General features: G+C 61.2%; 15 protein-coding genes and 2 pseudogenes. 4 read left to right on the top strand and 13 right to left on the bottom strand.

Going from position 1 to position 25,031, the window contains the following annotated elements; all coding sequences use genetic code 11:
- Positions 1-205: 205 nt before the first annotated feature.
- The 9 genes and pseudogenes from FJQ55_RS10360 to FJQ55_RS10320 all read right to left on the bottom strand — a co-directional run.
- The gene (locus FJQ55_RS10360; RefSeq protein ID WP_140827706.1) at positions 206-3,337 is read right to left on the bottom strand and encodes an efflux RND transporter permease subunit; all 3,132 of its coding nucleotides are present in this window, start codon (positions 3,335-3,337) and stop codon (positions 206-208) included.
- A 32-nt stretch (positions 3,338-3,369) separates the two neighbouring features.
- Positions 3,370-4,479, bottom strand: coding sequence for an efflux RND transporter periplasmic adaptor subunit (locus tag FJQ55_RS10355; RefSeq protein WP_140827704.1), 1,110 nt, complete (start codon positions 4,477-4,479; stop codon positions 3,370-3,372).
- A gap of 34 nt (positions 4,480-4,513) precedes the next feature.
- Positions 4,514-4,792 (bottom strand): EF-hand domain-containing protein, encoded by a 279-nt coding sequence (locus FJQ55_RS10350; RefSeq protein WP_161596975.1) that lies wholly within the window; start codon positions 4,790-4,792, stop codon positions 4,514-4,516.
- A 34-nt stretch (positions 4,793-4,826) separates the two neighbouring features.
- Complete coding sequence (locus tag FJQ55_RS10345; protein ID WP_161596974.1) at positions 4,827-5,954, bottom strand: alpha/beta hydrolase; 1,128 nt, start codon at positions 5,952-5,954, stop codon at positions 4,827-4,829.
- 100 nt (positions 5,955-6,054) lie between these two features.
- Positions 6,055-7,944 carry a mechanosensitive ion channel family protein gene (locus FJQ55_RS10340; protein WP_140827698.1) on the bottom strand — a complete coding sequence of 630 codons (1,890 nt, stop codon included), beginning with the start codon at positions 7,942-7,944 and terminating at the stop codon, positions 6,055-6,057.
- A 598-nt stretch (positions 7,945-8,542) separates the two neighbouring features.
- Entirely contained in the window at positions 8,543-10,459 is a 1,917-nt protein-coding gene (locus tag FJQ55_RS10330) for a sensor histidine kinase (RefSeq protein WP_140827696.1), read from the bottom strand.
- Positions 10,460-10,506: 47 nt separating this feature from the next.
- Positions 10,507-11,181: a response regulator gene (locus tag FJQ55_RS10325; RefSeq protein ID WP_140827694.1), complete on the bottom strand. Its 675-nt coding sequence runs from the start codon at positions 11,179-11,181 to the stop codon at positions 10,507-10,509.
- A gap of 105 nt (positions 11,182-11,286) precedes the next feature.
- Positions 11,287-11,421, bottom strand: a pseudogene (locus tag FJQ55_RS23670) (integrase); the annotation flags it as partial.
- Positions 11,408-11,528 (bottom strand): annotated as a pseudogene (locus FJQ55_RS10320) (ATP-binding protein); the annotation flags it as partial. The pseudogenes FJQ55_RS10320 and FJQ55_RS23670, both read right to left, overlap by 14 nt.
- Positions 11,529-12,038: 510 nt before the next feature.
- Here FJQ55_RS10320 and dusA point away from each other — a divergent pair.
- Positions 12,039-13,025, top strand: coding sequence for a tRNA dihydrouridine(20/20a) synthase DusA (gene dusA, locus FJQ55_RS10315; RefSeq protein WP_246085068.1), 987 nt, complete (start codon positions 12,039-12,041; stop codon positions 13,023-13,025).
- A gap of 81 nt (positions 13,026-13,106) precedes the next feature.
- Here dusA and FJQ55_RS10310 read toward each other — a convergent pair whose 3' ends face one another.
- Positions 13,107-13,319 carry a cold-shock protein gene (locus FJQ55_RS10310; protein ID WP_140827690.1) on the bottom strand — a complete coding sequence of 71 codons (213 nt, stop codon included), beginning with the start codon at positions 13,317-13,319 and terminating at the stop codon, positions 13,107-13,109.
- A gap of 492 nt (positions 13,320-13,811) precedes the next feature.
- On the opposite strand from FJQ55_RS10310, the gene FJQ55_RS10305 reads away from it, so the two are divergent.
- A complete protein-coding gene (locus FJQ55_RS10305; protein ID WP_062281162.1) occupies positions 13,812-14,417 on the top strand; it encodes a J domain-containing protein in 606 nt (201 codons plus the stop codon).
- A 290-nt stretch (positions 14,418-14,707) separates the two neighbouring features.
- Here FJQ55_RS10305 and FJQ55_RS10300 read toward each other — a convergent pair whose 3' ends face one another.
- Positions 14,708-15,328, bottom strand: a complete 621-nt coding sequence (locus FJQ55_RS10300) for a hypothetical protein (protein WP_140827688.1) — start codon at positions 15,326-15,328, stop codon at positions 14,708-14,710.
- Between the two features lie 1,245 nt (positions 15,329-16,573).
- Here FJQ55_RS10300 and FJQ55_RS10295 point away from each other — a divergent pair.
- Positions 16,574-18,034: a hypothetical protein gene (locus tag FJQ55_RS10295; RefSeq protein ID WP_140827686.1), complete on the top strand. Its 1,461-nt coding sequence runs from the start codon at positions 16,574-16,576 to the stop codon at positions 18,032-18,034.
- A gap of 483 nt (positions 18,035-18,517) precedes the next feature.
- On the opposite strand, the gene uvrB is transcribed toward FJQ55_RS10295, so the two are convergent.
- Positions 18,518-21,541, bottom strand: coding sequence for an excinuclease ABC subunit UvrB (gene uvrB / locus FJQ55_RS10290; protein ID WP_140827684.1), 3,024 nt, complete (start codon positions 21,539-21,541; stop codon positions 18,518-18,520).
- A gap of 311 nt (positions 21,542-21,852) precedes the next feature.
- Between uvrB and FJQ55_RS10285 the strand changes: the two genes are divergently transcribed.
- Positions 21,853-22,677 carry a hypothetical protein gene (locus tag FJQ55_RS10285; protein WP_140827682.1) on the top strand — a complete coding sequence of 275 codons (825 nt, stop codon included), beginning with the start codon at positions 21,853-21,855 and terminating at the stop codon, positions 22,675-22,677.
- Positions 22,678-22,717: 40 nt separating this feature from the next.
- Here FJQ55_RS10285 and FJQ55_RS10280 read toward each other — a convergent pair whose 3' ends face one another.
- Positions 22,718-24,691 (bottom strand): putative bifunctional diguanylate cyclase/phosphodiesterase, encoded by a 1,974-nt coding sequence (locus tag FJQ55_RS10280; RefSeq protein ID WP_246085067.1) that lies wholly within the window; start codon positions 24,689-24,691, stop codon positions 22,718-22,720.
- Positions 24,692-25,031 lie beyond the last annotated feature (340 nt).

Below are 25,031 nucleotides of genomic sequence, written 5' to 3'. Positions count from 1 at the left end.
GCCCGTCATGATGGTGTTTCCCTGGAAATGGCGATCGCCGAATCGGCGGAATGGAGCCAGCCAGAATCATTGGTCGCGACGGGCGCCGACCTCTGCAAGACGCTGGCCGACGGCCCACTGGCTCATGTCGGACAAGGATATCATCGCTTCTGCCGCTGCGCGCCGCACGCGCTTTAAGCCTCTCAACAGCTGACAGAAACCGCCGTCACGTCTTCACCATCATCGGCTTCTTTCGGAAAAATTCTTCGATTCGTTGCAGGACGACGAAGAAGGGCGGCACGAAGACGACGGTCAGGCAGGTGGAACCCAGCATGCCGGTGAGGACGGCAATGCCGATCGACTTCTGGGCGCTGGCTCCGGCGCCGGTCTGCAGCACCAGCGGCACCACGCCGAGAATGAAGGCGATCGATGTCATCAGGATCGGGCGGAAACGCGATCCCGCCGCTTCGAGCGCCGCTTCGACAATGCTCCGTCCCTCCTTGAACCGAAGGTGACGTCCAGTCTCGACGATCAGGATCGCATTTTTGGCGGACAGCGCGATCAGCAGGACGAGGCCGATCTGCGTATAGAGGTTGACCGAGGCATTCACGGCCAGCAAGGTCAGCGCGGTGCCGATCAGCGCGAGCGGCACTGTGGCAATGATGCCGACCGGCGCCCACCAGCTTTCATATTGGCCGGCGAGCACGATGTAGACGAGCAGCAGGCTCAGCGCATAGACGAGATAGATCTGCCCGCCCAGCACGCGCTCCTGGTAGGATACCGCCGTCCATTCCTTCGAATAGCCGTCCGGTAGCAAGTCCTGAGTGATCTCGTCCAGCCGGTCGAGCGCCTGCCCGGTCGAGAAGCCGGTGGCCTGCGAGCCGATGATCTGCGCGGAGGGATAGAGGTTGTAGAGGCTGATCAGGGCGGGACCGGTCACGGCCTGAACCTCGGCGATGGCGCCGAGTGGCACCATCTGCCCGGTCGAGCTCCGCAGCCGCAGCTGTTCGAGATCGGAGACGGTGATGCGCCGCTCCGCATCCGCCTGCACATAGACCTGGAAGACGCGTCCGAACAGATTGATCTGACCGGCATAGGAGGAGCCGATATACTGGCCGACGGTATCATAGGCCTGACCGACATCGACGTTCCGGCTATGCGCCTTCACGCGGTCGATCAGCACCGCATATTGCGGCGCATCCGCCCGGAAGGGACTAAAGGCCTCGCGAAAGGTCTGATCGCCGGCTGCGATCCGCGCAACGCTCGCCCCGACTTCGGCAAGACGCTCGTAGTCGAAGTTGCCATCCCGCGACTGGATCTGCAGGGCAAAACCGGCGGCATTGCCGATCCCCTGGATCGGCGGGGGCGGCAGGACGAGCGCCTGGCCATCGGGAAGGTTGCCCAGCCGCTCGCGAAGGGCGGTGTAGAGCGACAGCAAATCCTCGCCTTCGGCTCTCACGCTCCAGTCTTTCAAAATGACATAGGCCACGCCAGCATTGGCGAGACTCGCATTGCCGTTCAGGGCAGACAGTCCGCTGATCGCAACCACGGTGTCGACCGCCTCCATGTCCTCGACGCGCCGCCGCACATCCTCGAGCGCCGCCGACGTCCGCTCCAGCGATGCCCCTTCCGGAAGCTGGACGGACACCAGAAAATAGCCCTGGTCCTCGATCGGGAGGAAAGCGGTCGGGACGCGGGCGAGTAAGGCTACCGCAAGGCCGGCCAGCAGCAGCGCCAGAACGGAGAGGATGAGGCTGAAGTCCAGCATCCGGCGGATCAGACGGACATAGAGGCGCTCCAGTCCGCCATAGAGAAGGTCGAAACCGCGATAGAGGAGGTTCTTTCGCCGTCCCTCCGCATGCGGCTTCAGCCACAGGGCACATTGGGTCGGCTTCAACGTCACCGCATTGACGGCGCTGATCAGCGCCGTCGCGGCGATCACCAGCGAGAACTGCCGGTACATCTCGCCGCTGAGACCCGGCAGGAAGGAGGCCGGCAGGAAAACGGCGAGCAGCACGAGCGTGATGCCGATGATCGGGCCGAAGAGTTCGTCCATGGCGCGTGCGGCCGCCTCCCGCGGGGCCACGCCTGTTTCGATATGCTTGGCGGCCGCTTCGACCACGACGATCGCGTCATCGACGACGATGCCGATCGCAAGGATGATGGCGAACAGCGTGGAAAGGTTGATGGAGAAGCCGAACAGCGCGAGAGCCGCGAAAGCGCCGATGATGGTGACCGGGACCGTCGTCGCCGGCACCAGGGTGGCGCGCCAGTTCTGCAGGAAGAGCAGAATGACCAGGAGCACCAGCACCGCGGCTTCGATCAGCGTATGGTACACGTCGCCGATTGCGGCAGAGACGAAGAGCGTCGTGTCGAAGGGCACGGAATAGGTAAGGCCCTGCGGAAACTGAGCCGAAAGCTCGGCCATGCGCGCCTTGACGGCGGCGATCGTCTCCAGCGCGTTGGCATCCGGCAGAAGGAACAGGGCAAGGCCCGCCGCAGGCTTGCCGTCGATGGCGAACTGCTGGCTGTATTGTTGTGCGCCGAGTTCCACGCGCGCCACATCGGCGAGCCGGACGATCTCCCCGTTGTCGCCCACCTTGAGTATGATGCCGGAGAAATCACCGACGTCTTCGAGCTTGGAGGCAAGCTTCAGTGTGTACTGAAACTCCTGCCCGGCCGGCACGGGCGGCAGCGCCAGCTGTCCGGCAGACGAGGTCCGGCTCTGCTGGCGGATGGCCGACATCACGTCGGAGGGCACCAGGCCACGGGCGGCCATCTTCTGCGGATCCATCCAGATGCGGACAGCATAACTGCCCGCGCCGAAGACGTTGACGGCGCCGATCCCGGGCACGCGGGCGATCTCGTCCACCAGGCTGATCGTGCCGTAATTCGCCATGAACAGGCTGTCGTGATCGGGATTGTCGGAGGTGAGCGCGACGATGGCCAGGATCGAGGTCGAGCGTTTTGCGGTCTGGACGCCCTGCGACTGGACGGCATCCGGCAGAAGCGGCACGGCCCCGGCCACGCGGTTTTGCACCAGGATCTGTGCCTCGTCCGGGTCGGTGCCGATCGCAAATGTGACGGTCAGCGTATAGGCACCATCGCTGGTCGCGGTCGACTGCATGTAGAGCATGCCTTCGACCCCGTTGACGCGGCTTTCGATGGGAAGCGCGACATCCTGAACGATGGTTTCCGCATTGGCGCCGGGATAACGCGCGGTCACCTGGATCGATGGCGGGACGACATCAGGATATTGTGCGACCGGCAGGCGCATGAGGGCCACCAGCCCCAGGATGATCGTCAGGATGGCGATCACATTCGCCAGAACCGGGCGATCGATGAAAAGCCGGGCCATTGGGGGCTCCCTGTCAGACGAATGGGGAAGTGTCAGATCTGGTCGACGATCTCGACCGCCTGTCCTGGACGCAGGCCGCCGAGACCGAGCGTGACGACGCGGTCCGCCTCGCCGATCCCGGAGAGAACCTCGCGCCGTCCCTCCGGCGTTTTGTCGCCGAGCGTCACCTTGCGCTGCTGGACGACGCCCTTATCGTCCACCACGAGGACACTGTGCGTGCCCTGCAGGCTGGTGATCGCCATTTCGGCAACGGTCACCACGCGGCGCGTATCGAGAGGGATGCGCACTCTTGCAAACATGCCGGAGGACAGGAAGCGGTCCGAATTCGGAAAGACCGCCCGAAGGCCGAGCGTGCCCGTTGCTCGGTCGATCTCAGGCGCGATATAGTCGAGCGTTCCGGCATAGCCGTATCCGCCGCCTTCGGAGAGAGCGGCTTCCACCCGGATCGGATTGCCTTCGCTGGGGCTGATCTTGCGGCCGGCAAGCGCCTTGCGGATCAGGATGACCTCCTGCTCCGTGGCGGAAAAATTCAGATGAAGCGGGTCGGGCTGGATCAAGGTTGCCAGGCTCGGTGCAGCGGCGGCATTGACATAGGCGCCGGGATCCGTCGAGCGCGCGCCCAAGATACCGTCGAACGGAGCCTTCACCTCGGTATAGGAAAGGTTGAGAGCGGCAGAGCGCAGCCTCGCCTCCGCCGCCGTCAGCTGTGCCTCGGCCACCCGCTTCTGGGTGTCGGCGCTTTCCCGTGTGCTTTCGGAGACGACCTGCCGCGCCGAGAGGGTTTCCTGTCGGGCGGCATTCGCTTGCGCCTGTTCGAGGTTCGCCTGCTGCTGCTTCAGATCCGCCTCAGCCGTCAGAAGGCTGATCCGATAGGGCTCCGGCTCGATGACGAAAATCGTCTCCCCCTTGCGGACGAAATCCCCGTCGCGGAATCGGACCTCCTGAAGCGTGCCCGAGACGCGGGCGACCAGGTCGACCGCGTTGACCGCGCTGAACGATCCGGTCGATTGCAGATATCGGGTGATGTCGACACTCTCGGGCGTTTCGACCACGACCTTGCGCTTCGCCTCTTCGGCCTGCGCCATGCAGGTCGAAAGGATGAGGGAGGCCACAAGTGCGAATGTGGCGATCAGGCGGTTCATGATGGGCTCTCCAGGCAGGTCCTGTGTGCACGGCTCACTTCAGCGCGGAAAGTTCCGTCGGCGTCAGTATGCCGTCCTTGTCCTTGTCGATCCGGCCGAAGGCCATGCCATAACGTCCCGCCCCCTTGATCTTCACGGCCATGGGTTTGCCGGCAGCCGCCAGTGCGTCGATGAAGGTCTTGAACTCGCTGGAATCGAGCTGCGTGTCGCCGTTCTTGTCGGCCGCCATGAAGGCTTCCTGCTGCGCCTCGGCGGCAAGCGGCATGAAGAGGGACAGAGACAGGACGGCGGGGATCAGGTTGCGGGTTTTCATGAAATTCTCCTCTTGGTCAGACGGGGTTTGCGTTTCAGAATCTGCTCTGGTCGGTCGCAGCCAGAAGGGCATCGTCGAGCCTGGGCACGGCGACGACGAGTGTCTGCAGGCCGGTTGTGATCGGACCCGGGCGATTGGACAGGGTGCGACCGATGCCGGCGATGGTCTGGCCGTCGCCGAAGGCCTTTCCGTGGTTCTTGCCGAAACCGCCCTTCACCTGGGAAATGTCGTAGGCTTCGATGCCAAGTGCACGGAACTGGGCGAGATCGGTCGTCTCACCGGCGCGGATCTTGCCGCCGAAAAGGCGGCGCGACAGCTGCAGCGCGCGGTCATCGGCCGAGACATAGACCTTGATGCGGCCGGCGAGCGGGCCGAGCTGGCTCACTTGGGTGCGGAAAACATCGAAATCGATGTCGGGAGCCGCCAGGATGATGGTCCCGATCCGGTCCAGCGCCGCCTTGTCCTTCGACAACGCCATCTGGCGCAACGTCTCCATCGTCAGCCAGGTCCCCATGGAGTGGGCGAAGATATCGATGCGCTCGAGGCTCTTTTCCTCAGCCAGTCCATCGATCAGCTGTTGCAAGGCATCGCGGCTGTAATTGGCCGAATCCTTGTCGTAGCCATAGCCGGTCGGACTGCCCTCCGAGGGCCAGCTGAACAGGATGGGTCGACCGTCGAAGTGAGTATCCTCGATGATCTGCGCATAACGAACGGCGGCCTGATCGAAGCGGGTATTGAAGCCATGGGTAAAGATCATGGCGCGCGTCGTCTTTTGCGCAGGATCGACGGGTGAGGCCGCTTCGGCCTTGAACGCGGCATAAGTGAGCGGTGTCGCCGTGACGAGGGTGATCTCCGTTTTCGGATCGGGATCGCGGGCCGATACCGGCAGAGTGCCCGCCTTGCGAACTTTCGGCATCGACATCGTCAACCGAACGACGTGCACGGCGCTGTCGCGTTCGTGTCCGAAGAGAAAGCCCTTCTTGTCGGTTTCTGGCTTGCGCGTCGTGACCGCCAGCATGGACAGCTGCCGCGCTTGCGCATCAACGGCAGGGACCGGCTGCAATAGCCCCATATCTGCAGGAGAGCACCCGGCAAGGACGAGCGCCAGGACCACAATGCCGCTGGCAATCCCTTGCTTTGCTTCCCTAAGATCAGCCGTCAAGACGGGCACTCCGTTGCTCCAGTTCAAGCGCATCCGGCCGGACGCCGTGCGATTGTGGAGCGCACCCTGGTTCAGGTCGCGTCATGGCGCCATCCCATGATCATGGCGTAGACGCTGCTATTTGCAGTGCCGTCTCCTCGCTGGGCTGCGTATCCACCATACGAACGTCGACCGTGCGCCCTGCCAGCGCAAAGTTGGTGGACTGAAGGACCTCAAGGAGGAGGGGTGGGATGAGCGAGAGGACCCCGGGCGCAGAAGCGCGCAATAGATTGAAGCTAAGACCGAGCTCGTGCGCCTCTGCACCGTTCACAACTTCGCAAAGCACTATCTTGCCGACAATCGCCGTATGAATGGCAGGTTCGCTGCGAAGCGTCGATCCCACCAGCCGAAGAAGACGATCCTGCTGCGAGGTGCTCGGGCTTTCACTGAGCCTGATCGTGATCCTGGCTGTTGCCAAACTTCGGCTGCGGCTGGCAACGACTTCGATCTGGCCATAGGGAATGCTGTGAAGACGACCATCGCCGCCGCGCAGCCGCAGGCTGCGGATCTGGATGCGTTCGATCCGACCGGGCTTGCCGTCGATCTCGACGTCTTCGCCAAGACGGAAGGCATCGTCCAGCATCCAGAAGACGCCGGAAATCACGTCCTTGACAAGGGCCTGCGAACCCAGGCTGACGGCGAGACCCAGAATGCCTGCACCTGCCATCAACGGCGTCGTGTCGATGCCGAGCGCGGAGAGTGCAACGAGCGAGAAGACACCGCCGATGAGCACTAGAAGGGAGAACCGGATGATCGGCAGGACGGTCGAAACCCGCGCCTGGCGCAGCTCTTGGTCTTCCAGAGAGCCGAGTGCCTCCTGGGGCATGATGCGGGCTTCGATGATCGCGTGAATGAGTGCGGCAAGCCCCGCTGCAAAGACAAGAAGGACAAGGGCAAAGTTGAGACGTCTGGAATATTCAGGCCATTGTGCCGGATCGACCAGGGACAGACTGCCGACCAGCCAGTAACCGGCCACCACGCGCAGGATGACAGCGATTACGACGGCGTCCACCACAACCCGGATGACGAACAACAGCCGCATCACCGTCGGGCGGCGGGACAGGATGATACTGAGCGCGATCGAGCGGTCGAAAGCCAGTGCGATCAGGATGCCGACGATCAGTCCCTTCATGCCTTGGAACAGCGTCATGTTCTGCATCACCCAGCCGGCGATCCAAAGGAGAACCCCGAGAATTGCGACCCAGCCGAGGCCAAACTGCAGGAGCGGCAGCAGCCCGTCATGGCCCAGCCGTCTCAGCAGGCGCAACACGAAAACCAGAAGCGTCGTTGCCGCAAGGCCTGCCATCAGGGTCAGCGATGACACGGGCATTCCAGCCAGAGCCATGGTCTCGAGTAACGCTGCCTGAAATTGGGCAAAGGCGAGGAGCGCCGCACCCCAGCAAAAGGCACGCCGGGCCCCTTGTTCGTTCAGTGCGACGAGACGAAGGTGCGGAATACCGGGGCGCAAGACCAGATCGAGGAAGGTGACGGAAGCTAGCCAGACGACGACCGCAAGGACAATATCACGCGCCAGTGCATGTTGTTCCGCCGGAGCGGCCATGCCGTAAAGAAGAAGGGTGCGCGCCACCAGCGCGGTCACCAGAAACGGAAGGAGACTCCAGGCCGTCAGTCGTAACATGGCGATGACCGGAATGCGCGCTTGCGCCGCTGCAAGCCGCTGTGAACGGCTAAGGAAAGAAACGCCGCAATACAGGACTACGAGAACCAGGCTGGTCGCAAACAAATGAACAAGCAAGTCATTGGCCAGCGGCAAACGGGCGCCTGCGGCACTCAGATCGGCAACCAAGCGGGGCGCCGACAGCAGGCTTTGCAGGATACGGCTCTCGAATTGATCGACCAGCCGACCGAAGTGTTGGATCAGGTCTGGATCTGGCGGGACCAGTGACATCGGGGCCGAGGTTGCTGCTTGTGCCGTTGGATCAATCATCATGGCAAGCCTTGTCCCCTTGCGCAGCAGCCTGTGTGATCCTGTCTGTACTGAGGGGGAGCCGTCGCCTCTACCCCATGATCATGGCCTGTGCGGGCGCAAGACTCGCGTCCATACTTGTCGTCCAGATGCCCCTGATAGGCACCGAACATCGACAAGAAGAATTGGAGAACATGATCATGGCCCCTCGCGCCGTACTTATCCGCGCAACCCTCGCGCTCGCCTTTGCATCCGGTTTCGCCGTTTCAGAACCGATCGTGATTGCAGCGCCTGCCGCCGCCGTCGTATACTGCAAGGCGGTCGGCATACCCAGGGGCTGTGTTGTTCGCCCCCCGGCCGTCGCGGTCATCTATTGCACTTCCCCTGGTGTCCCCGCAGGTTGTGTTGTCCGTCCCGCGGTGCGAACAGCGGTGTATTGCACGCGACCAGGCTATCCAGTTGGCTGCGTAGCCCGGCCTGTAGCGGGCGCGCCGGGTGTCGGTGCCCCGGGCGTTGGCGTTGCGCCTGGGGTTGGCGCTCCGGGCGTTGGGGTTGCCCCGGGTACCCGCGGTGGTCCGGTCAATCGTGTCGGCGTGCGTTGATACAAAAGTCCAATTCAGCGTTAAAATGCGCCGGGTAGGGCCGTAGGCGTCGGCCCAAAGAGTTGGGCCGCATCGCCATGGCCTTCGGCAACCTGCTTTGGAAATTCTGCCGGGAGTGTCAATTCTATGCGCGTACCGCTCGCGCTTGTCCGGATCAGCATTCGGATGTCGCACATCGCCGCTCGCCGGCGGATATTGAAGAGGCCGCGGCCTGCATGGGCTCGCGGCTTCCCGTTCAAAGACGGGTTCTCGGCGTCATAACCATGGCCGTCATCCTGAATGGTGATGCGGCCTGCGGGCCGTCCTGCCTCGTCGCTGGCCGGCTCGATCATGACCGCTACTCGCTTCCCCCCTGAATGTTTGACTGCATTGGTCACCACTTCATCCATCAGTCGGATAAGCTGTATGACATGCCAGGATCGGAGGTTCTTGAAGATCGGCAGACCCTGGTGACCGCGAATTACCCAATCGAGCTTCATCTGATGGGCACGCAGCTGGGTATCAATGCGCTCGCGCCATGACGCGAGCGCTAACATCAGATCCCCGTTGATCTCCTCCATCGCGTCGACCACCAGTCGGAGGTCTTTGAGTGCCGCACGAGCCGCATCGCCGATCGCTTCGCCTGATGGTTTCGCCTGTTCCGATAGCGCTACGATGCTCACCAGCTGTCCGCCTAACCCGTCGTGGAGGTCACGCATGAGTCTCGTGCGCTCGGCGAGTAGTGCTTCAGATCTCGCCCGCTCTTCCTCCCGTGCGAAGTTGGCGCGCAGTTTCTTCTCAGCCTCTGCAACTTTTTCCACCAGGGTTGCCGCGAATCCGTCAGCCTCCTTGAGCGCCTGCACGAACCGCCAGATCAGCCATACTCCCAGTGCCATCAGCACAAGCGAATAGGAGGTGCGTCCAACAAACAGACGTTCCCCGCCGATAAGATTGTTCAACGTCATGACGTCGAGAGCCCAGCAACTCAACACGGCTGTGAAAATGGTTGCGAGATAGACGGCGTGCGTTCGCGCTTGCCACACCGCCGCCATCAGCACGAGCCAAACGGCGGCAATCAGGATGCCGACCGAGGGCGGCCCTAGGACAAGATAAATGACGCGCAAATACTGGGGGGAAAACAATACTGCCGCCACGATGATCAGAAGACCTGGCAAGAATGCCAATGCGTGATAGCGCTGGATCGGCCGGCCTGTCAAAAGCAATATGTAGTGAAGCATCAGCGCGGCTTCGAGCGGCCCCATCGCACCCAGAAACCCGGCCCCAATGGAAGAGCGAGGCAGGCCGGCGAAGTGCTGTACGACCCCCAGTACAGTGGCAAATGCCAGATAGCCATAAATCGCGTCATGACGCCGATTGAGCCAGATCATACCAAGAATTGTACCGAAGGTGATCTGCCAAGCCCCAAGCACCATAGGGAGGGTCCCGAACAGAAATTGCCGCAGATCATGGGCGGCCCGCATTACGGGATCGGGTCCAATATAGAGGCTGTCGAGGTAACCTTGGAGCGGTCCCCAGACCTGCAAGGTGATCGTGACTTGATTATTGCCGGGTTTCAGGAGGCTTTGGGCAATTGGTGCAAGCACAGGTGTGTTTCGATCCGGCCGCCGTTTCGAGGGATCACGTGCGGTGTCTTCTATAATGCTGCCATTGATCGCAATTGCGATGGTGGTAGTGAAGCGTGGCACAAAAACCGCAATGGGCGTTCCCGCATCGCTCGGCGACCACTGAAACTGTGCGCGATAGGTCGTGCTTGTCGGTGTGATGCCGGCTGTCGGCCGATAGTCGGGCAGGATTACAGGATGCCAGTCGTCCGTGGCCTCTTCCCGCCACAGTTTCTCGACGCGGTAGGCTTCTGAAGGGCGAGGAAATGGAATTTGCCGGATCTGTATGCAGATAAAGACGATGGCCAGCTGCAGAAGTAAAAAACCGACGGCCATCACGACGCGGCGAAGTTGAGGAGGTGCAGAGCGTATCAGATACGGCCTCACAGGCGGATCAGTCCTTGCTGAAGAGCTTCGTATACCGCTTCGCCGCGCGTGTTGACGTCAAGCTTGCGATAGAAATTCTTGATATAGCCAGGTACCGTCTGCCGCGATATACCCAAATGATCGGCTATATCTGCATAGCTGTAGCCTTTGGCAATGCCCCAGAGGATGTCGATCTCCCGCGCAGTGAGTTTGGCAGTGTTGAGGTCAGATCGGGGTGCGCCGCTCTCCTGCGATTGCGTCCGACGCACAATGAAGCGGGCGATCGAGGCAGAAATCGGAGAGTGGCCCTTCAGCAAGTCGCGCACGGTATCAGCAATGTCAGCTGGAAACGCGTCTTTCAGGATATAGCCATTGGCCCCGAGCAGAATGGCCGAAATGACGCTTGTCTCGTCACCGAGAATGGAAATCACCATGATTTCCGTTTGCTCGGATGTCTGACGGATTCGACGAATGAGATCCATGCCGCTTCCGTCTGGCAACTGAATGTCGGTCAGGAGTACATCGGGACACTGCTGGGCAAGGCAGGCGCAGGCTTCGGTGAAGGTTGCAGCCTGCCTTACCTCAAAATCGGTACTGTCATTCAGTGCGCTTACGATCCGTTGACGCGTCGGTGCGTCATCTTCAACGATGAGGACCGAGATTGCGTTTCGGCTCTGTGTCTCTGCTGCCAATGTCTGTCCTCGCCCGTTTCAGCCACCGGCGATTATTTCGGAAATGTTGCCGTGAGGATAGCCAAGAACATGGGGGCAATCGACACTGCTATGCAGCCGCACAAGTCAGGCCGGCCGGCGGGACGCCTCGCCACTGCACCGCTGGGCGTGATTGCAATCCATCGTCGCCTGTTGAACTGATCGGTGCCGCGACTGCTGCATCGTCTAGGGCAGAGGAACGCCGCGGTTTGCGGCGGAAGTTGTCGTTTCCTGTTTCGAGGATGTGGCAACGGTGGGTGAGGCGGTCGACAGATCGGTCGTCATTTTGTCGTCACCGAAGACAGAGGCCATTCGCTGAAGCTGAGGTTCTGGCGCATTCTTCCGGTCGGTGTCGTAGCGGCATTGCCGTCGTTCCTGATCGCCGTGAGGACCTGCGCTCTTGTGCGCCCAATATCCTTGATGGTTTCTTCGGTGTAGCGCTCAGTGGCTTTGGCCAAAGTGGTCGGACCATCATTTTGAGATCGGCAACGGCTCGGGGTCTTGAAGAGGTCCCGTTCTCGTCTTGAAACCCAGGCTGCAGCCGTCGGACGTCTGTCAAAGGTCTCGGTCTCGTGATAGGCTTGGCCTTCCCGGGCAACCCGCACTCGTGCCATGTGGCCGATGCTGCCATCCTTGGCTTGCGAGCCGTGATAATGCCTCTGATCGCGCCTCAGTTGGTAGATGAAAACGAATTGGTACATTGTGCCAATGTCTAGCACCGAAATCGGCGGAATTGACGCCGAACAAGCGCAAATGAGACGATAAAGAAAGTGCCGTAAGTGTCTGTAGTGAAACACAACTCCAGTTATTTCAAAGCTCCCGTTTTTGCCGTTGCACCTATGATCGACTGGACGGATCGGCATTGCCGCTTCTTCCACCGGCAGCTCTCGTCCCGTGCACTCCTGTATACCGAGATGGCGGTGGCAGATGCGATCCTTCACGGGCCTCGCGACAAGCTCCTGTCGTTCAACCGCGAGGAGCATCCCGTCGCGCTGCAGCTCGGTGGATCTGATCCGGGCAAGCTGGTCGAGGCGGTGAAGATCGCATCCGATTACGGTTATGATGAGATCAACCTCAATGTCGGCTGCCCGTCGGACCGGGTCCAGTCGGGGACCTTTGGCGCCTGTCTGATGCAGACGCCCGAGGTGGTGGAAGCCTGTGTGTCCGCCATGAAGAAGGTGGCGACGGTGCCGGTAACGGTCAAGTGCCGGATCGGGGTGGATGAGCAGGAGCCGGAGGCGGTGCTTCCCGATTTCTTGGCCCGGATTATTGGGGCTGGGGCTGACGCGATCTGGATCCATGCGCGCAAGGCCTGGCTGAAAGGCCTGAGCCCAAAGGAAAATCGCGAGATTCCGCCGCTGGATTATGAGCTGGTCTATCGGATGAAGCGGGAGAACCCGGGCGTCTTTCTCGGCATAAACGGCGGGATTGCTGATCTCGATCAGGCCGTAGAGCATCTGGCCGTCATGGATGGCGTCATGCTCGGGCGGGCGAGCTATCACAATGCGACGCTTTTGACCGAAGTGGATGCCCGCATCTACCGGGAGCCGGCGAAGCCGGTCGACTGGGACCGGGTCTGCGATGCGATGATCGCCTATGCGGAGCGGGTGATCGCGTCGGGCGGGCGGCTGAACCACGTCACGCGGCACATGGTTGGGCTGTTCCAGGGCTATGCGGGTGCGCGGCGTTACCGGCAGATCCTGTCGTCGGAGGCGACAAAGCCGGGCGTGTCGCCGCAACTGATTGCCGAGGCCTTTGCGGCGGTCGACATTGCCGGTGGTCCTAAGACACAGATGGCTGCCAGCGGACCAGCGGCTGCGGAATAGATTCTGGACCTGCATTCCGGCGTTTTTTTGGCCCCAGAAGCAAAAATGGCGTCCCGGGGGGACGCCATTCGAAATCTTGGATCAGGCAGACTGGATGTTGACGGCCTTTGGGCCCTTGCCCATGCGATCCGGCTCGGTGTCGAAGGTGACCTGCTGGCCATCCTGCAGGGTCTGCATGCCGGAAGCCTGGAGCGCGGAGATGTGCACGAACACGTCCTTTGCGCCGCCTTCCGGGGTGATGAAGCCAAAACCCTTGTCCTGGTTGAAGAATTTAACGGTGCCCTTGGTGGCCATGGGAGAGTTCCTTATTCCCGTGTTGGTCGTCTTCGCCACGGCCGGCGGACCGGAAGCGGCTGGTTGAAGTTCCGCCGAAACGGAACCGTCGAGGGATCGCGATAACGGGGAAAGAACGTCTACCGGCGGGAGAAGGCCCCCATGACCGCAGCTGCGGTCGATACAAGTCAGTCCAGTCTCCGGGATCATTGCTGCCCGAACGCCATAAGAGGTAGGGTCATTTCGAAATCTTGGCAAGTATGAAAAGTCACAGTCCGGGGCGGAAAATTGCGCCAAGGACCTGAATTCCTTGGGATTTGATGGGTGGTAACGATGCCATGCCGCCGCCGTTCCGGGACCGGACCACCTTCGGCTGGCACAAACGCCGCCGGGGACGGCGCGGTGTTCCGTCTTGAAGCGGCCTCCATCCCGGTTTAGGGGAGGATGGGTCGGGGGCAGGGCAGAACCGGGCGGACGCGGGAGTGGATGAGTATGGCGAAAACGGGTGCCGCGATGATCGACCCTTACGAGCTCCTCGGCGTGGCGCGCGATGCCGACGAGGCCGCGATCAAGGCGGCCTATCGCAAGCTCGCCAAGAGCGCCCATCCCGATGGCGGCGGCGATGCCGAGGCCTTTGCGAAGATTTCCACCTGTTACGAGCTGTTGAAGGATCCGGTACGCCGGCGGGTGTTCGACGACACGGGTTATGATCCGCAGCTTGCCGAACCCGCCGATCTCAAGGGCGTCATGGTCCTGGAGACGCTGATCAACGACATGATCCTCGACGAGCGCGAGCCGGGGTCCTTCGACCCGGTGGCCGGCCTGCGCCGCAAGCTGACCGACGATATTCTCAAAGCCCGTTTCCACATTCTCGAGCTGGAGCGCCACCGGGCGCGGGTGCGCAAACATCTCGACCGGCTCGGCCGCCGGCCCGATGCCGACGTGCTCGGCTCGATGCTGCGCGCCCGGGCCCAGTCGATTACCGATGCGATCAAGAATGCCGAGGCGCAGATCGCCGCGATCGAGCGGGCCTATACCATGCTGGAGGGCTATTCCTACGAGATGGAGCCGCTGGCGCCCGGCGTGGAGGCCGAGGATCTGCCGAAGGCGGCGGAGTAGGGGGGCTTCCTTTCCCCGCTCAAACCCTCCCCACTTTCCCCGCTCAAACCCTCCCCACTTTCCCCTCCCAAACCCTCCCCACAAGGGGGAGGGCTTAGCCCGGCGGTCCCGTTGGCGGCAGCCCTTGCCTGCGGCATACCCCCCTCTGTCGGCTGCGCCGACATCTCCCCCACAGGTGGGGAGAGCGGAGACCGCGTGCTTCGAGGGGCACTGCCGCGCCCGCCCGAAGGTGAGGGGCTCGGCGGCGAAAAACCGCGCTTCCCTTGAGAGGGCGCGTCGGACCGTCGCCGTCATGCGTGCGGCTCCTGGGGGGCCTGGCTGGAGGCATCCTGGCGACGCGAAGGAACACCACTCGATGTGGCGGCTGAGCGGTTCTCGACCCTGGCGTGGCGCCAGATGCGGTGGCAGAGGGCGGTGACTTCAGGGTCCGGGTCCGTGGCATGCCAGGCGGCCAGCGCCTTGCCTTCGCTCTCCGGATGCGGGCCGGGGCGGCTGTGGATGCGCGCGACGATCGCCAGCGCCTGGCGAAGGTGGTTGGCGGCTTTGGTGTCGTCCGGCCATGTGCCGGGGACGGTGCTGTCATCAAGTGGCGGCAGAATGTCCGCTGCCCAGGTCAGGAACTGCCGGCGCCGCTCGGGGTCGGCATTGAGGGCGCAGGGCGGCAGCCTTTCGTCTGCGTTGATCTGGGCCGCCGTTCTGAGTGCCGCGCCGCTGCAGTGCCGGCTGCGCCGGCATTGGCGGCGCGGGCAGCGCAGTGGGATGCCGTGTTTGTCGAAGGTGTCGCGCAGCAGGCGCAGCGTAAGCGGTTCGGGGACGGGCGCTTTGGTCGTTTGTCGGTCTGGCATGTCGGGATCCTTTCGGTGTTTCGGGAATTGGCGAAATAGGGAATTGCGGAAGGTGGCGGGGCTCATCTCCCCCCTTGCGGGTGAGAACGGAAGTCGAAGGCTTAGGCGAGCGCAAGCCGCCTAAACTTCTGATTTTCCAAGAGAGGGGCGGCGTTCCGTTGGTGCTCACCTTACCGAGCCCCCCTCTTGCGAAATCTGAGATTTGGCCCTGATCGGGCCAATTCCTCGATTTCGCTTTCACCCCCCGCGAGGGAGGAAATAGGTCGCCGCATGCTTCGCCGCCGGTCGGGATCGTCTCCCTCCGGGTGGCTTGAAACTTGTCTCGGACGAGGCGCCAGAAGCAACCTGTCTAAGTAGTTTATGTGGCTCCTTCCGGCGCCTCGTTCGGCGTCTTTTCCCGCTGCATGCGTCTCTCTGGCAAGGCGGCGACGGGCGTCGGTCCTCGGGTCAGGCCCGAGGATGTCCGACGTTCGACCGGGCGTAGGGTCCGGCTTGGCAGTCACCTCCGAAGAGTGTTCTGCGTCAGCCTGGCCGGTGGCCCGGGAGGTTCCCGCCGGATGGTGCACCATTCCGACCGGGACCCTCGCCCGGGGGATGTTTTTCGATCATTGGCGATCGTCCATCATCCCCGCCGTTTTGTTCGCCCCGCTGTCTGGATGTTCGCGACAGCATTGGCGCCTTGTCTGTGTGCCTCTGAGGCACGTCCTTCCGATCGGGGTATCCAACTCCGGGGCATCCGACCCCGTCATCTTCGTATCCAGCCCCACGTCCAGAGGGAGACCGTTGCAGCGGGCCGGGACTTCAGGTCTGCGACAACCCTCCACCCCGGCGCCGGCCCCGCCTCGCCTGACATCGCATCGTCAGGTGTATCCGAGGGCGGGACGGAGCTGAGTCTACGGGAGGAAGAATGGGCGGGGATGAAAAAATGTGTGCGCGTTTGATTTTGTTGGGGAATCTCTCGAAGTCGTCCCCCTTTTTTGCCACTGATGCCGCGTTTGTGGCCTTTGCCCCTCACCCTGCCCTCTCCCCGCAGGCGGGGAGAGGGGGGGGGGCGCAAGCGGTGGCCGTCTCGGCCTTCTCCCCGCCTGCGGGGAGAAGGTGCCCGAAGGGCGGATGAGGGGGGCTGGGAGATCGACCTCGCGCTAAGGCTTTGAGAGTAATTGGCCCGATCGGAGCTAAACCTCAGATTTCGCAAATGGGGCTCGGGGAAGGTTGGCGTCACTTACATCGATGGCAAGAGAGATAAACCACAGGTTGACCCGAAGAAGTGATTATGATTAATTTTATCCTAATAGATTTAGCGAGGAATACATGGACGGCATTGTATCAGGCGGAGATTTTGAAGCTTCAGTACTAAGGTCCATCGAGGAGTACACTTCTGCGCGACACAAATACGTGAGTCTTTGCGATGAGACCCGAAGGATAATTGAGGTTTCATTTAGGGAAGAAGGAATTCCAGTACATATCATCGAAGGCAGAGCGAAGAGTGTAGACAGTTTCTCGCGCAAGGCCCGTAAGAAAAACTCTGACAATGGACCAAGGTATCGCGATCCATTCCGAGAAATCACGGACTTGTCAGGTGTAAGGATTATTACTTACACGTTGAAGGATGTGGATATTGTATGCAGTTTTATCGACCGGCACTTCGAGATAGTGGAGCGGCGCGACGTCGGAGAGGAGCGCTTCAAGGATGGTAAGTTCGGTTACCAAAGCATCCATTTCATCGTAAGGCTGGACTCGGAGAGGATAAAACTACCAGAGTTTGTCAGGTTCTCCGATTTGAAGTGTGAAATACAAGTTCGAACTGTCCTGCAACACGCTTGGGCCGAGATCGAACACGATATACAATATAAAAATCAGTCTGGGCTCCCTTCGTCACTTCAGAGAAAGTTCATTGCACTAGCTGGGCTGCTCGAGATTGCTGATCGTGAATTTCAGGCGATCCAAGACGAAGACAAAAAGTTAAAGACCACAATCATCGAGTCGCTTCAGGAAGAGTTGACCAAGTCAGCTATTGAGAAAAATATTAAAAGCAAAAATAAAGATGAAACAGAAGATGAGGAGCTTTCTATTAGGCAGTTAATCAGGATTGGCGAGTATCATAAGGCCATTTCGCTTTACGATCGAAAGATCGAAGATTCTCCTGCGATGTATACACTCTATATAGGTCGATCTAAAGCGAAGTACCTTTCGGGTGACCGAGCTGGCGCGCTTTTGGATGTCGAGTATGCTTTAGATTTGCAGCCTAACAATCAGTCTGCATTGAAGCTCCGCGAGCAGCTTGAGCAAGGGACTTCTGATAGCAGCCAGATCTCGCGTGAAAGCACAGAGGCAAATACTCTCACGCGAAAAGCTAATGAATTTCTTGAATCAGGAGATGGAATTTCGGCATTTGAGTACTATTCCCGCGCTCAAGAAGCTGGCGCCTCAAGACCATTTTCGATTATCAACAAAGCTATGGCGTGTTTTTTAGCGTCTGATCTTGAGGGTGCGAAATATCTCCTTGGCAGCCTCGATATTCGTCATGGTACGCCGATGTCTGTGAGCATCGTCGCTATGTATTGTCTAATTTATGCATGTCTATCGGAGGAAAAATTTGAGACTGAAATGAGCAAGCTTGAAAACACGATAGAGCAGTGTGACAATTTCAATTTTAATCTTTCCCCGCTCGTAAAGCTCCATCGAGGTATCGATTCGTGGCAAATGAGTTTGAGCGAAGAGGCCAAAGGTAGAATAGCTGAATTATTTGATTATATATCGCAGTCAGATTGAGCGGAATTTCATTTCTTGCGCATTATGTAACGGCTTCAACATGTTCTTTGGTCGATAGATGGAACGAAAATCAATTATTTGCACAGGGCTGTTTTTTCAAGCATTACTTATTTTTGCTCGTCAGTAGATTTGCTATCATATATTCTGCCTTCCTTAAAGTTGGGCTTTGAGAACCGTATCTGCTAAACAGCCGGGCTGGAGCCAGTTATCGGGAGCGGAAAAAGTTATCTTTGGTGATGCGATTTACGTCCCCCACAGCACCTACACAAACCCAACCACCAACGCCGCCGTCACACCCCGCACCGTCCACCTCACGCTGCGAGAAGGCCTACGCCAGCCGGCGGTAATCTAGCTCAGGATATCAGAGAGCAGGCTTGCCAGGTCTTGCATGGTGACCGCTTATGCCCCTCTCGTGGAATTTCTAGCACTTAGCTGTGCTAAGATGCTGAAATTCCGTTCTCCCCCGCAAGGGGGGAGAGTACGTCACCGCCCCGGTCGCCCCGTCTTCCCCTTCGTCCTGGCCTTGCGCTTGCCGTCGCCCGGGTCCTCGTAGGAGCCGGCGCCGGAGCGGGCGCGGATGATGGGGCGGGGGTCGTCGGGATTCCCCTCCCCAACCCTCCCCACAGGGGGGAGGGGGCTGGTTGTGCCTGGCGGCTTCTCCGGGATCTTGCCGGTCACCGGTTTTTCGGTGCGGCCGACGGTCATTTCGTCGAGGGTATTCTTGCGGAAATAGGAGCTTCCCGGGCCGGATGTCGGCATGGGTACGGCGCCGTCGGCGCCCATGTCGTCGAGATGGGGTTTGGAGAAATAGCTGCCCTTGCCCTCGGGGGCGCCGGATTTGTTGCGGCCGGAGGGGGAGATGCGGGGCTGCCCCTCATCCGCCCTATCGGGCACCTTCTCCCCGCCAGCGGGGAGAAGGGGGGTGCTGCGGCCCTTGCCACCTTCCACCGCCTTCGCCTCCTGTCTCGCCATGGGATCGTCCATGGTGGCGAGTTCGGCGGCTTTGAGGCGTTTGATTTCGTCGCGGAGGCGGGCGGCCTTTTCGAAGTCGAGGTCGGCGGCGGCGTCGCGCATGGACTTTTCCAGCGCGTTGAGATGGGCCTGGAGGTTGTTGCCGACGAGGTGGCCGCCATCGGCGAAGCCCTTGCCGCCTGATACCCCCGAGATGTCGGCGCGGACGTGGTCGCGTTCGTAGACCGAGTCCAGGATGTCGGAGATGCGGGCCTTGACGGATTCCGGGGTGATGCCGTGCTCGATGTTGTAGGCCATCTGCTTTTCGCGGCGGCGGGCGGTCTCGTCCATGGCGCGCTGCATCGAGCCGGTGATCTGGTCGGCATAGAGGATGACCTTGCCGTCGACGTTTCGCGCGGCGCGGCCGATGGTCTGGACCAGCGAGGTTTCCGAGCGGAGGAAACCTTCCTTGTCGGCATCAAGGATGGCGACGAAGCCGCATTCGGGGATGTCGAGGCCTTCGCGCAAGAGGTTGATGCCGACGAGAACGTCGAAGGCGCCGAGGCGAAGATCACGGATGATCTCGATGCGCTCCAGCGTGTCGATGTCCGAGTGCATATAGCGGACGCGCACGCCCTGTTCATGCAGGTATTCGGTCAAGTCTTCGGCCATGCGCTTGGTGAGCACGGTGACGAGGGTGCGGTAGCCCTTTTGCGCGGTTTCGCGGATTTCGCCGAGCACGTCGTCGACCTGGGATTTTGCGGGACGGATCTCGACCGGCGGGTCGATGAGGCCCGTGGGGCGGATGACCTGTTCGGCAAAGACGCCGCCGGATTCCTCCATTTCCCAGCTGCCGGGGGTGGCGGAGACGGCGATCGTCTGCGGGCGCATGGCGTCCCATTCCTCGAAGCGCAAGGGCCGGTTGTCCATGCAGGAGGGCAGGCGGAAGCCGTATTCAGCGAGCGTCGCCTTGCGGCGGAAGTCGCCGCGATACATGCCGCCGATCTGGGAGACGGAGACGTGACTTTCGTCGATGAAGAGCAGCGCGTTGTCGGGGATGTATTCGAAGAGCGTCGGCGGCGGCTCGCCGGGTTTGCGGCCGGTGAGGTAACGCGAATAGTTCTCGATGCCGGCGCAGGAGCCGGTGGCTTCGAGCATTTCGATGTCGTAGCGGGTGCGCTGTTCCAGCCGCTGGGCTTCGAGCAGGCGGCCGCCCTTTTCGAGTTCGGCGAGGCGGAGCTTCAGCTCTTCCTTGATCGCCTTGATGGCGCCGTTGAGGGCCGGGCGCGGCGTGACATAGTGGCTGTTGGCGTAGATCTTCACCGATTTCATGTCGCCGGTCTTCTTGCCGGTGAGCGGGTCGAATTCGGTGATGCTTTCGATCTCGTCGCCGAAGAGGGTGATGCGCCAGGCGGCATCCTCCAAGTGGGCGGGGAAGAGTTCGATCGTGTCGCCGCGCACCCGGAAGGAGCCGCGGACGAAATTGATGTCCTGGCGCTTGTATTGCTGGGCGACGAGGTCGGCGAGCAACTGGCGCTGGTCGATGCGGTCGCCGACCGACATCTGGAAGGTCATGGCGGTGTAGGTTTCGACCGAGCCGATACCATAGATGCAGGAGACGGAGGCGACGATGATGCAGTCGTCGCGCTCGAGGATGGCGCGGGTGGCGGCGTGGCGCATGCGGTCGATCTGTTCGTTGATCGACGATTCCTTCTCGATGAAGGTATCCGAGCGCGGCACATAGGCTTCCGGCTGGTAGTAGTCGTAATAGGAGACGAAATATTCGACCGCGTTGTCGGGGAAGAAGTTCTTGAACTCGGAATAGAGCTGGGCGGCGAGCGTCTTGTTGGGCGCGAGGATGACGGCCGGGCGCTGGGTCGCCTCGATCACCTTGGCCATGGTGAAGGTCTTGCCGGAGCCGGTGACGCCGAGCAGGACCTGGGTGCGGTCGTCGTTCTTGAGGCCCTCGACGAGGTCCTTGATGGCGGTCGGCTGGTCGCCGGCGGGCTCGAAGTCGGAGGCCATGCGGATCTTGACGCCGCCTTCTGATTTCGCCGGGCGGGCCGGGCGGTGCGGCATCCAGAGCTCGCCGTTCTTGAACAGCGGGTTGCCGCTTTCGATCAGCTTGGACAGGGCGTCGACCGTGGCGGTGACGGCGCCGGGGGCGAGCGATTCGGCTTCCTCAAGGGAGACGTCCATGCCGGCGATCGGGTTGAGGCCGGCGGCGGCGCGGGTCTTGGGGTCGGAGGAGGCGCCGATCGACACGCCGCGGGAGGTTTTTTGCGCGGTGGTGTTCTTGGCGGTGGGTTTGGTGGTTGCCTTCTCCAGCGCCACCTTCTCCGCATGGCGGCGGGCTTCCACCTCGATCTTCTTGCGATGTTTGCCGGCTTTCGAGGCGAGTTCACGCTGGCTCTCGACCGTGGAAGCTTCCGCTTCAGCCTCCAATTGCTTCACCCAGTCGGAGACGGAACCCGACAGGGGCGCGCCTTCGAAGGAGGCTTGCGGGGCTTCCTCGAAACCAGTCGAGGGGGCGGAGGATTTGGGAGATTTGGCCATGGCCGGAATATGGAGAAGGGCGGCGGCAAAGGGAAGGGGCGGGGCGGCGAAATCAGAACGAAAACGCAACGGGATGGCGGGCTGTTGCCAGGGTGGTGGCAGGAGGGGTGAACTCCAGATCGACGCAAGGATCAGTTGCGAAGCCTGGCGGGGTTCCGCATAGTGCGGCTGCAACCCAAGGGAGCCCGCACATAGATCCCGCTCACTCGCCTTCGAACCACCCGAGTTCTACGCAACCGGACTGGGCTGCAGTCCGGTCGGCGGTTGGCGACCATAGTGCGGAACGGGCCATCCAGCTTCGGCAGGTGCGGATGCTGCAGGTCTGCGGTTGGGGCGTCTTCGTGTCGATGTGTGGTGTCGGCCTCGGGATAAGCTATCTCCGGTCCGATCCGGAGATCTTTTTTGCTGCGGTCTTCTCGGCCTTGCTAGGAGTAATGCCCTTGTTCATGGTCATGGCGGCGAAGCAGCGGCGCCTCCAGACCGACTTGTACATTGCAATCTTGCCATTGCTTCTGCCGACTCTCGACAAATGGTCGATCGTCACCAGGCAACCGGCGCCTCAAATCGCGCGGATGCCGGGTCACTATCTCGTACCGCGTGATAAGACCGACTGTGATTTTCACATCGAGGGCTCACTGCGCGGCGTTCCCTTCTCGGTGACACAGGCGGTGCTGAGCCATTCACCGGGTGATAACCCAGAGACAACGTTTCGTGGCCTGATCATCTGGACCCCGGTTTCCAATGCGTTTCCGGGCGACTTCGCGGCACTGCGACGGCCGCTACGCGAACGCTCGCTCTGGCGTGGCACGGTGCTGCCGGAGAGACTGGTACCTATACCCAACACGACGCATCTTGGACGCTGGGCCTATGACTTCGTCACCACCGATTGGGCTTCCGCCAGCATCCGATTGCCCGGCCTGGCAAGCGCGATCGATGCCCTGCTGACACTCAAGCTGGAGGATCTGCCGCAGGTCGCGATCAGGGGATCGGATGCATTCGTGCTGCTTCCGTTACCACGCTTTGGCTGGGATTCGGAGTGGCCAGTGCGGGATCTTGATGTCGACCGACATCTGCGACCGTTCGCGTCAAGGTTGGTGGGAATTATCGAGGCCATTGCGGCCGTACGACGCGTCTGAAGTTTCCGCGTGTCCGCGTGCGAATGAAGCCAGTGTTGTTTTACGCCACCGACAGATGGCCCGTCTTGCGCCGGCGTTTGACGACCGTTGCCCGGTGTTCGGCGATCCAGGTGGAAAGCGCCTTGGGGGGCATGGGGCGGGCGAAGAGATAGCCTTGGGCCATGGTGCAGCCGAGGCGGGCGAGAACTGCGGCGTCTTCGGCAGTCTCCACGCCTTCGACGACGATGTCGAGGCCGAGAGACTGGCCGAGGCTGACCATGGCGGTGACCAGCTTCTGGTTGGTTTCGCTGCGCGCCACGTCCTTGACGAAGCTTCGGTCGATCTTCAGCCGGTCGACCTTCAGGCTGATCAGGTTGGCAAGCGAGGAATGGCCCATGCCGAAATCGTCGACGGCGAGCTTGTAGCCGGCTTCCTCGAGCCTTTTCAGCTGCGCATCGGCGAGGGCGGGGTCGAGGATGGCTTCCTCAGTGATTTCGATTTCCAGCGCCGAGGGAGAGACTGCGTGGATGGCGGTCACTTCCTCCAGCATGTCGGCGACGGAATAGAGGGCGAATTCGCGTGGCGAAACATTGAGGGCCACCGTCGCGCCGTCCAGGCCCAGCGCCGGCAGCTGTCGCGCGAGGATGCAGGCGTCGGCGGCAATGCGGGCCGTAAGGCGTTCGGAGAGATGCATGGCCTGGGCGGCGTTGACGATATCAGGTGGCGCGATGAAGCCGAGCTGCGGATGGTGCCAGCGGACCAGGGCCTCGAAGCCGGTGATTCGGCGGGAGGTGAGGTCGAGCTGCGGTTGAAACCAGGCACCGAGAGCGCCGGTTTCGATCGCCGCTCCCAGGTCCTGCTCGATCAGGCGCTTACGCTCGGCATTGCGGCGGAGTTCGGGATCGAATTCGCCAAGCTTGCGGCGGTCGCCGCGCTTGGCTTCGTAAAGAGCCATGTCGGCGCTGACGAGCAGTTCTTCCGCAGTTGCCGCATGGTCGGGATATGCGGCCAAGCCGACGCTCAGGCCGACAGTGGCGCGGTGTTTGCCAAAATTGATCGGCTTGCGGCTTTCTTCGAGTACACGGGCAGCATGGCTCCTTGCGCGTCGGACAGCGTCTTGACCGGAGACAATCACCGCAAATTCGTCGCCTCCGAGGCGGGCGATCAGGCTGCCATCGCCAACGATTTTCTCCAGCCTTGTCCCCATCTCACGCAGGAGCGCGTCGCCTGCACTGTGGCCGAGCGTGTCGTTGATCGCCTGGAAGCGTTCGACATCGAAGATGAGCAGCGCCACTGTCTCGCCGATTACGGCGGCACGGGCGATGTCGCCATGTAGGCGTCCATGGAAGAACATGCGGTTCGCCAGTCCCGTCAGCATGTCGCGGTTGGCCAGGGCCTCGAGGCGGGTGTTCTGGCGCAGGATGTCACTGTTGGCCCGGGTGAGGCTGTCAGCGAGGGCGGTGGCCTCATGACGCGCGACCTGGCTGTTGATGAAAATGTGCTGGGCCCAGATGCTGCGGCGGATGAAGACGGTGATCAGCAGCGTCAGGCAGGCGCCGATGAGCAGGTCATTCGGCTCGCCGTGGCGCAGCAGGCTGACGATCAGCGCACCCAGGATCGGGACGGCATAAGCGAGTGCCAGCGGCGTGTAGCCAATCTGCTTGACGATCGATCCGGTCGCCATGCCACCCATGATAATCATCAGCGGTGTGTGCTGGCCGAGCGGTGCGAAGTCGGGAAGGACAAAGGGAAGGGCAGCCCAGGACAAGCCGAGGGCAAGGGCGCCGAATGACAGGATGCCGAGGCATCGCTTCGGATCCGACCGGCTGAGACCCTTGCGCATGAGGTCGCGCATCAGCCAGGCACGCGCTGCGATAACGACCAGGGAGATGGTAAACCAGGCAAAGACCGGCCAGTCCAAACCACCGTCGAGGTGGAGGATCAGCATGACGAAGGTAAGGGAGATGAAGTTGTAGAGGAGGGTGGAGCGATGGCCGCGCTGGATGTCCGCCACCTGCGCTTGCAGGACCGCCAAGGGAAATTCGCCAGTTCGGCTTCGTCGAAAATCCATACTCAAACGCCCAACCTAATCGCAATAATCAAGCAATAACAGCAGTGATTTAACGGCCAGTTACAGCTTGGTCCGGTATTTTGCTAAAAATAACGGACCAATTCTTGGGGCGGCCGATTTGCACCTTTCTTTGGTGCAGACCATTTGTGGTTGTTCGGGCTCAGGCGAAACGGGGCCTTCTCGCTAATGGGGTGCGTCAGCGGCGGCCGCGCAACGACACGGGCAAAATCCGCGGTCCTGCTTGGCCCGCCTTGCAAAAACCGCGATGATGGAACCAGACTCGGCAAGTGCCGTTTTCACGTGT

The organism is Rhizobium glycinendophyticum, from assembly GCF_006443685.1.
Taxonomy (GTDB): Bacteria; Pseudomonadota; Alphaproteobacteria; order Rhizobiales; family Rhizobiaceae; genus Allorhizobium; species Allorhizobium glycinendophyticum.
This window is presented reverse-complemented; position numbering and strand designations above follow the sequence as displayed.

Excerpts from the sequence above, each read along its gene's own strand:
- FJQ55_RS10360 (WP_140827706.1), bottom strand. The coding sequence starts at position 3,337 with ATGGCCCGGCTTTTCATCGATCGCCCGGTTCTGGCGAATGTGATCGCC.
- FJQ55_RS10355 (WP_140827704.1), bottom strand. The coding sequence starts at position 4,479 with ATGAACCGCCTGATCGCCACATTCGCACTTGTGGCCTCCCTCATCCTT.
- FJQ55_RS10350 (WP_161596975.1), bottom strand. The coding sequence starts at position 4,792 with ATGAAAACCCGCAACCTGATCCCCGCCGTCCTGTCTCTGTCCCTCTTC.
- FJQ55_RS10340 (WP_140827698.1), bottom strand. The coding sequence starts at position 7,944 with ATGATGATTGATCCAACGGCACAAGCAGCAACCTCGGCCCCGATGTCA.
- FJQ55_RS10330 (WP_140827696.1), bottom strand. The coding sequence starts at position 10,459 with ATGGCCGTCGGTTTTTTACTTCTGCAGCTGGCCATCGTCTTTATCTGC.
- dusA (WP_246085068.1), top strand. The coding sequence starts at position 12,039 with ATGATCGACTGGACGGATCGGCATTGCCGCTTCTTCCACCGGCAGCTC.
- FJQ55_RS10310 (WP_140827690.1), bottom strand. The coding sequence starts at position 13,319 with ATGGCCACCAAGGGCACCGTTAAATTCTTCAACCAGGACAAGGGTTTT.
- FJQ55_RS10305 (WP_062281162.1), top strand. The coding sequence starts at position 13,812 with ATGATCGACCCTTACGAGCTCCTCGGCGTGGCGCGCGATGCCGACGAG.
- FJQ55_RS10300 (WP_140827688.1), bottom strand. The coding sequence starts at position 15,328 with ATGAGCCCCGCCACCTTCCGCAATTCCCTATTTCGCCAATTCCCGAAA.
- FJQ55_RS10295 (WP_140827686.1), top strand. The coding sequence starts at position 16,574 with ATGGACGGCATTGTATCAGGCGGAGATTTTGAAGCTTCAGTACTAAGG.
- uvrB (WP_140827684.1), bottom strand. The coding sequence starts at position 21,541 with ATGGCCAAATCTCCCAAATCCTCCGCCCCCTCGACTGGTTTCGAGGAA.
- FJQ55_RS10285 (WP_140827682.1), top strand. The coding sequence starts at position 21,853 with ATGCTGCAGGTCTGCGGTTGGGGCGTCTTCGTGTCGATGTGTGGTGTC.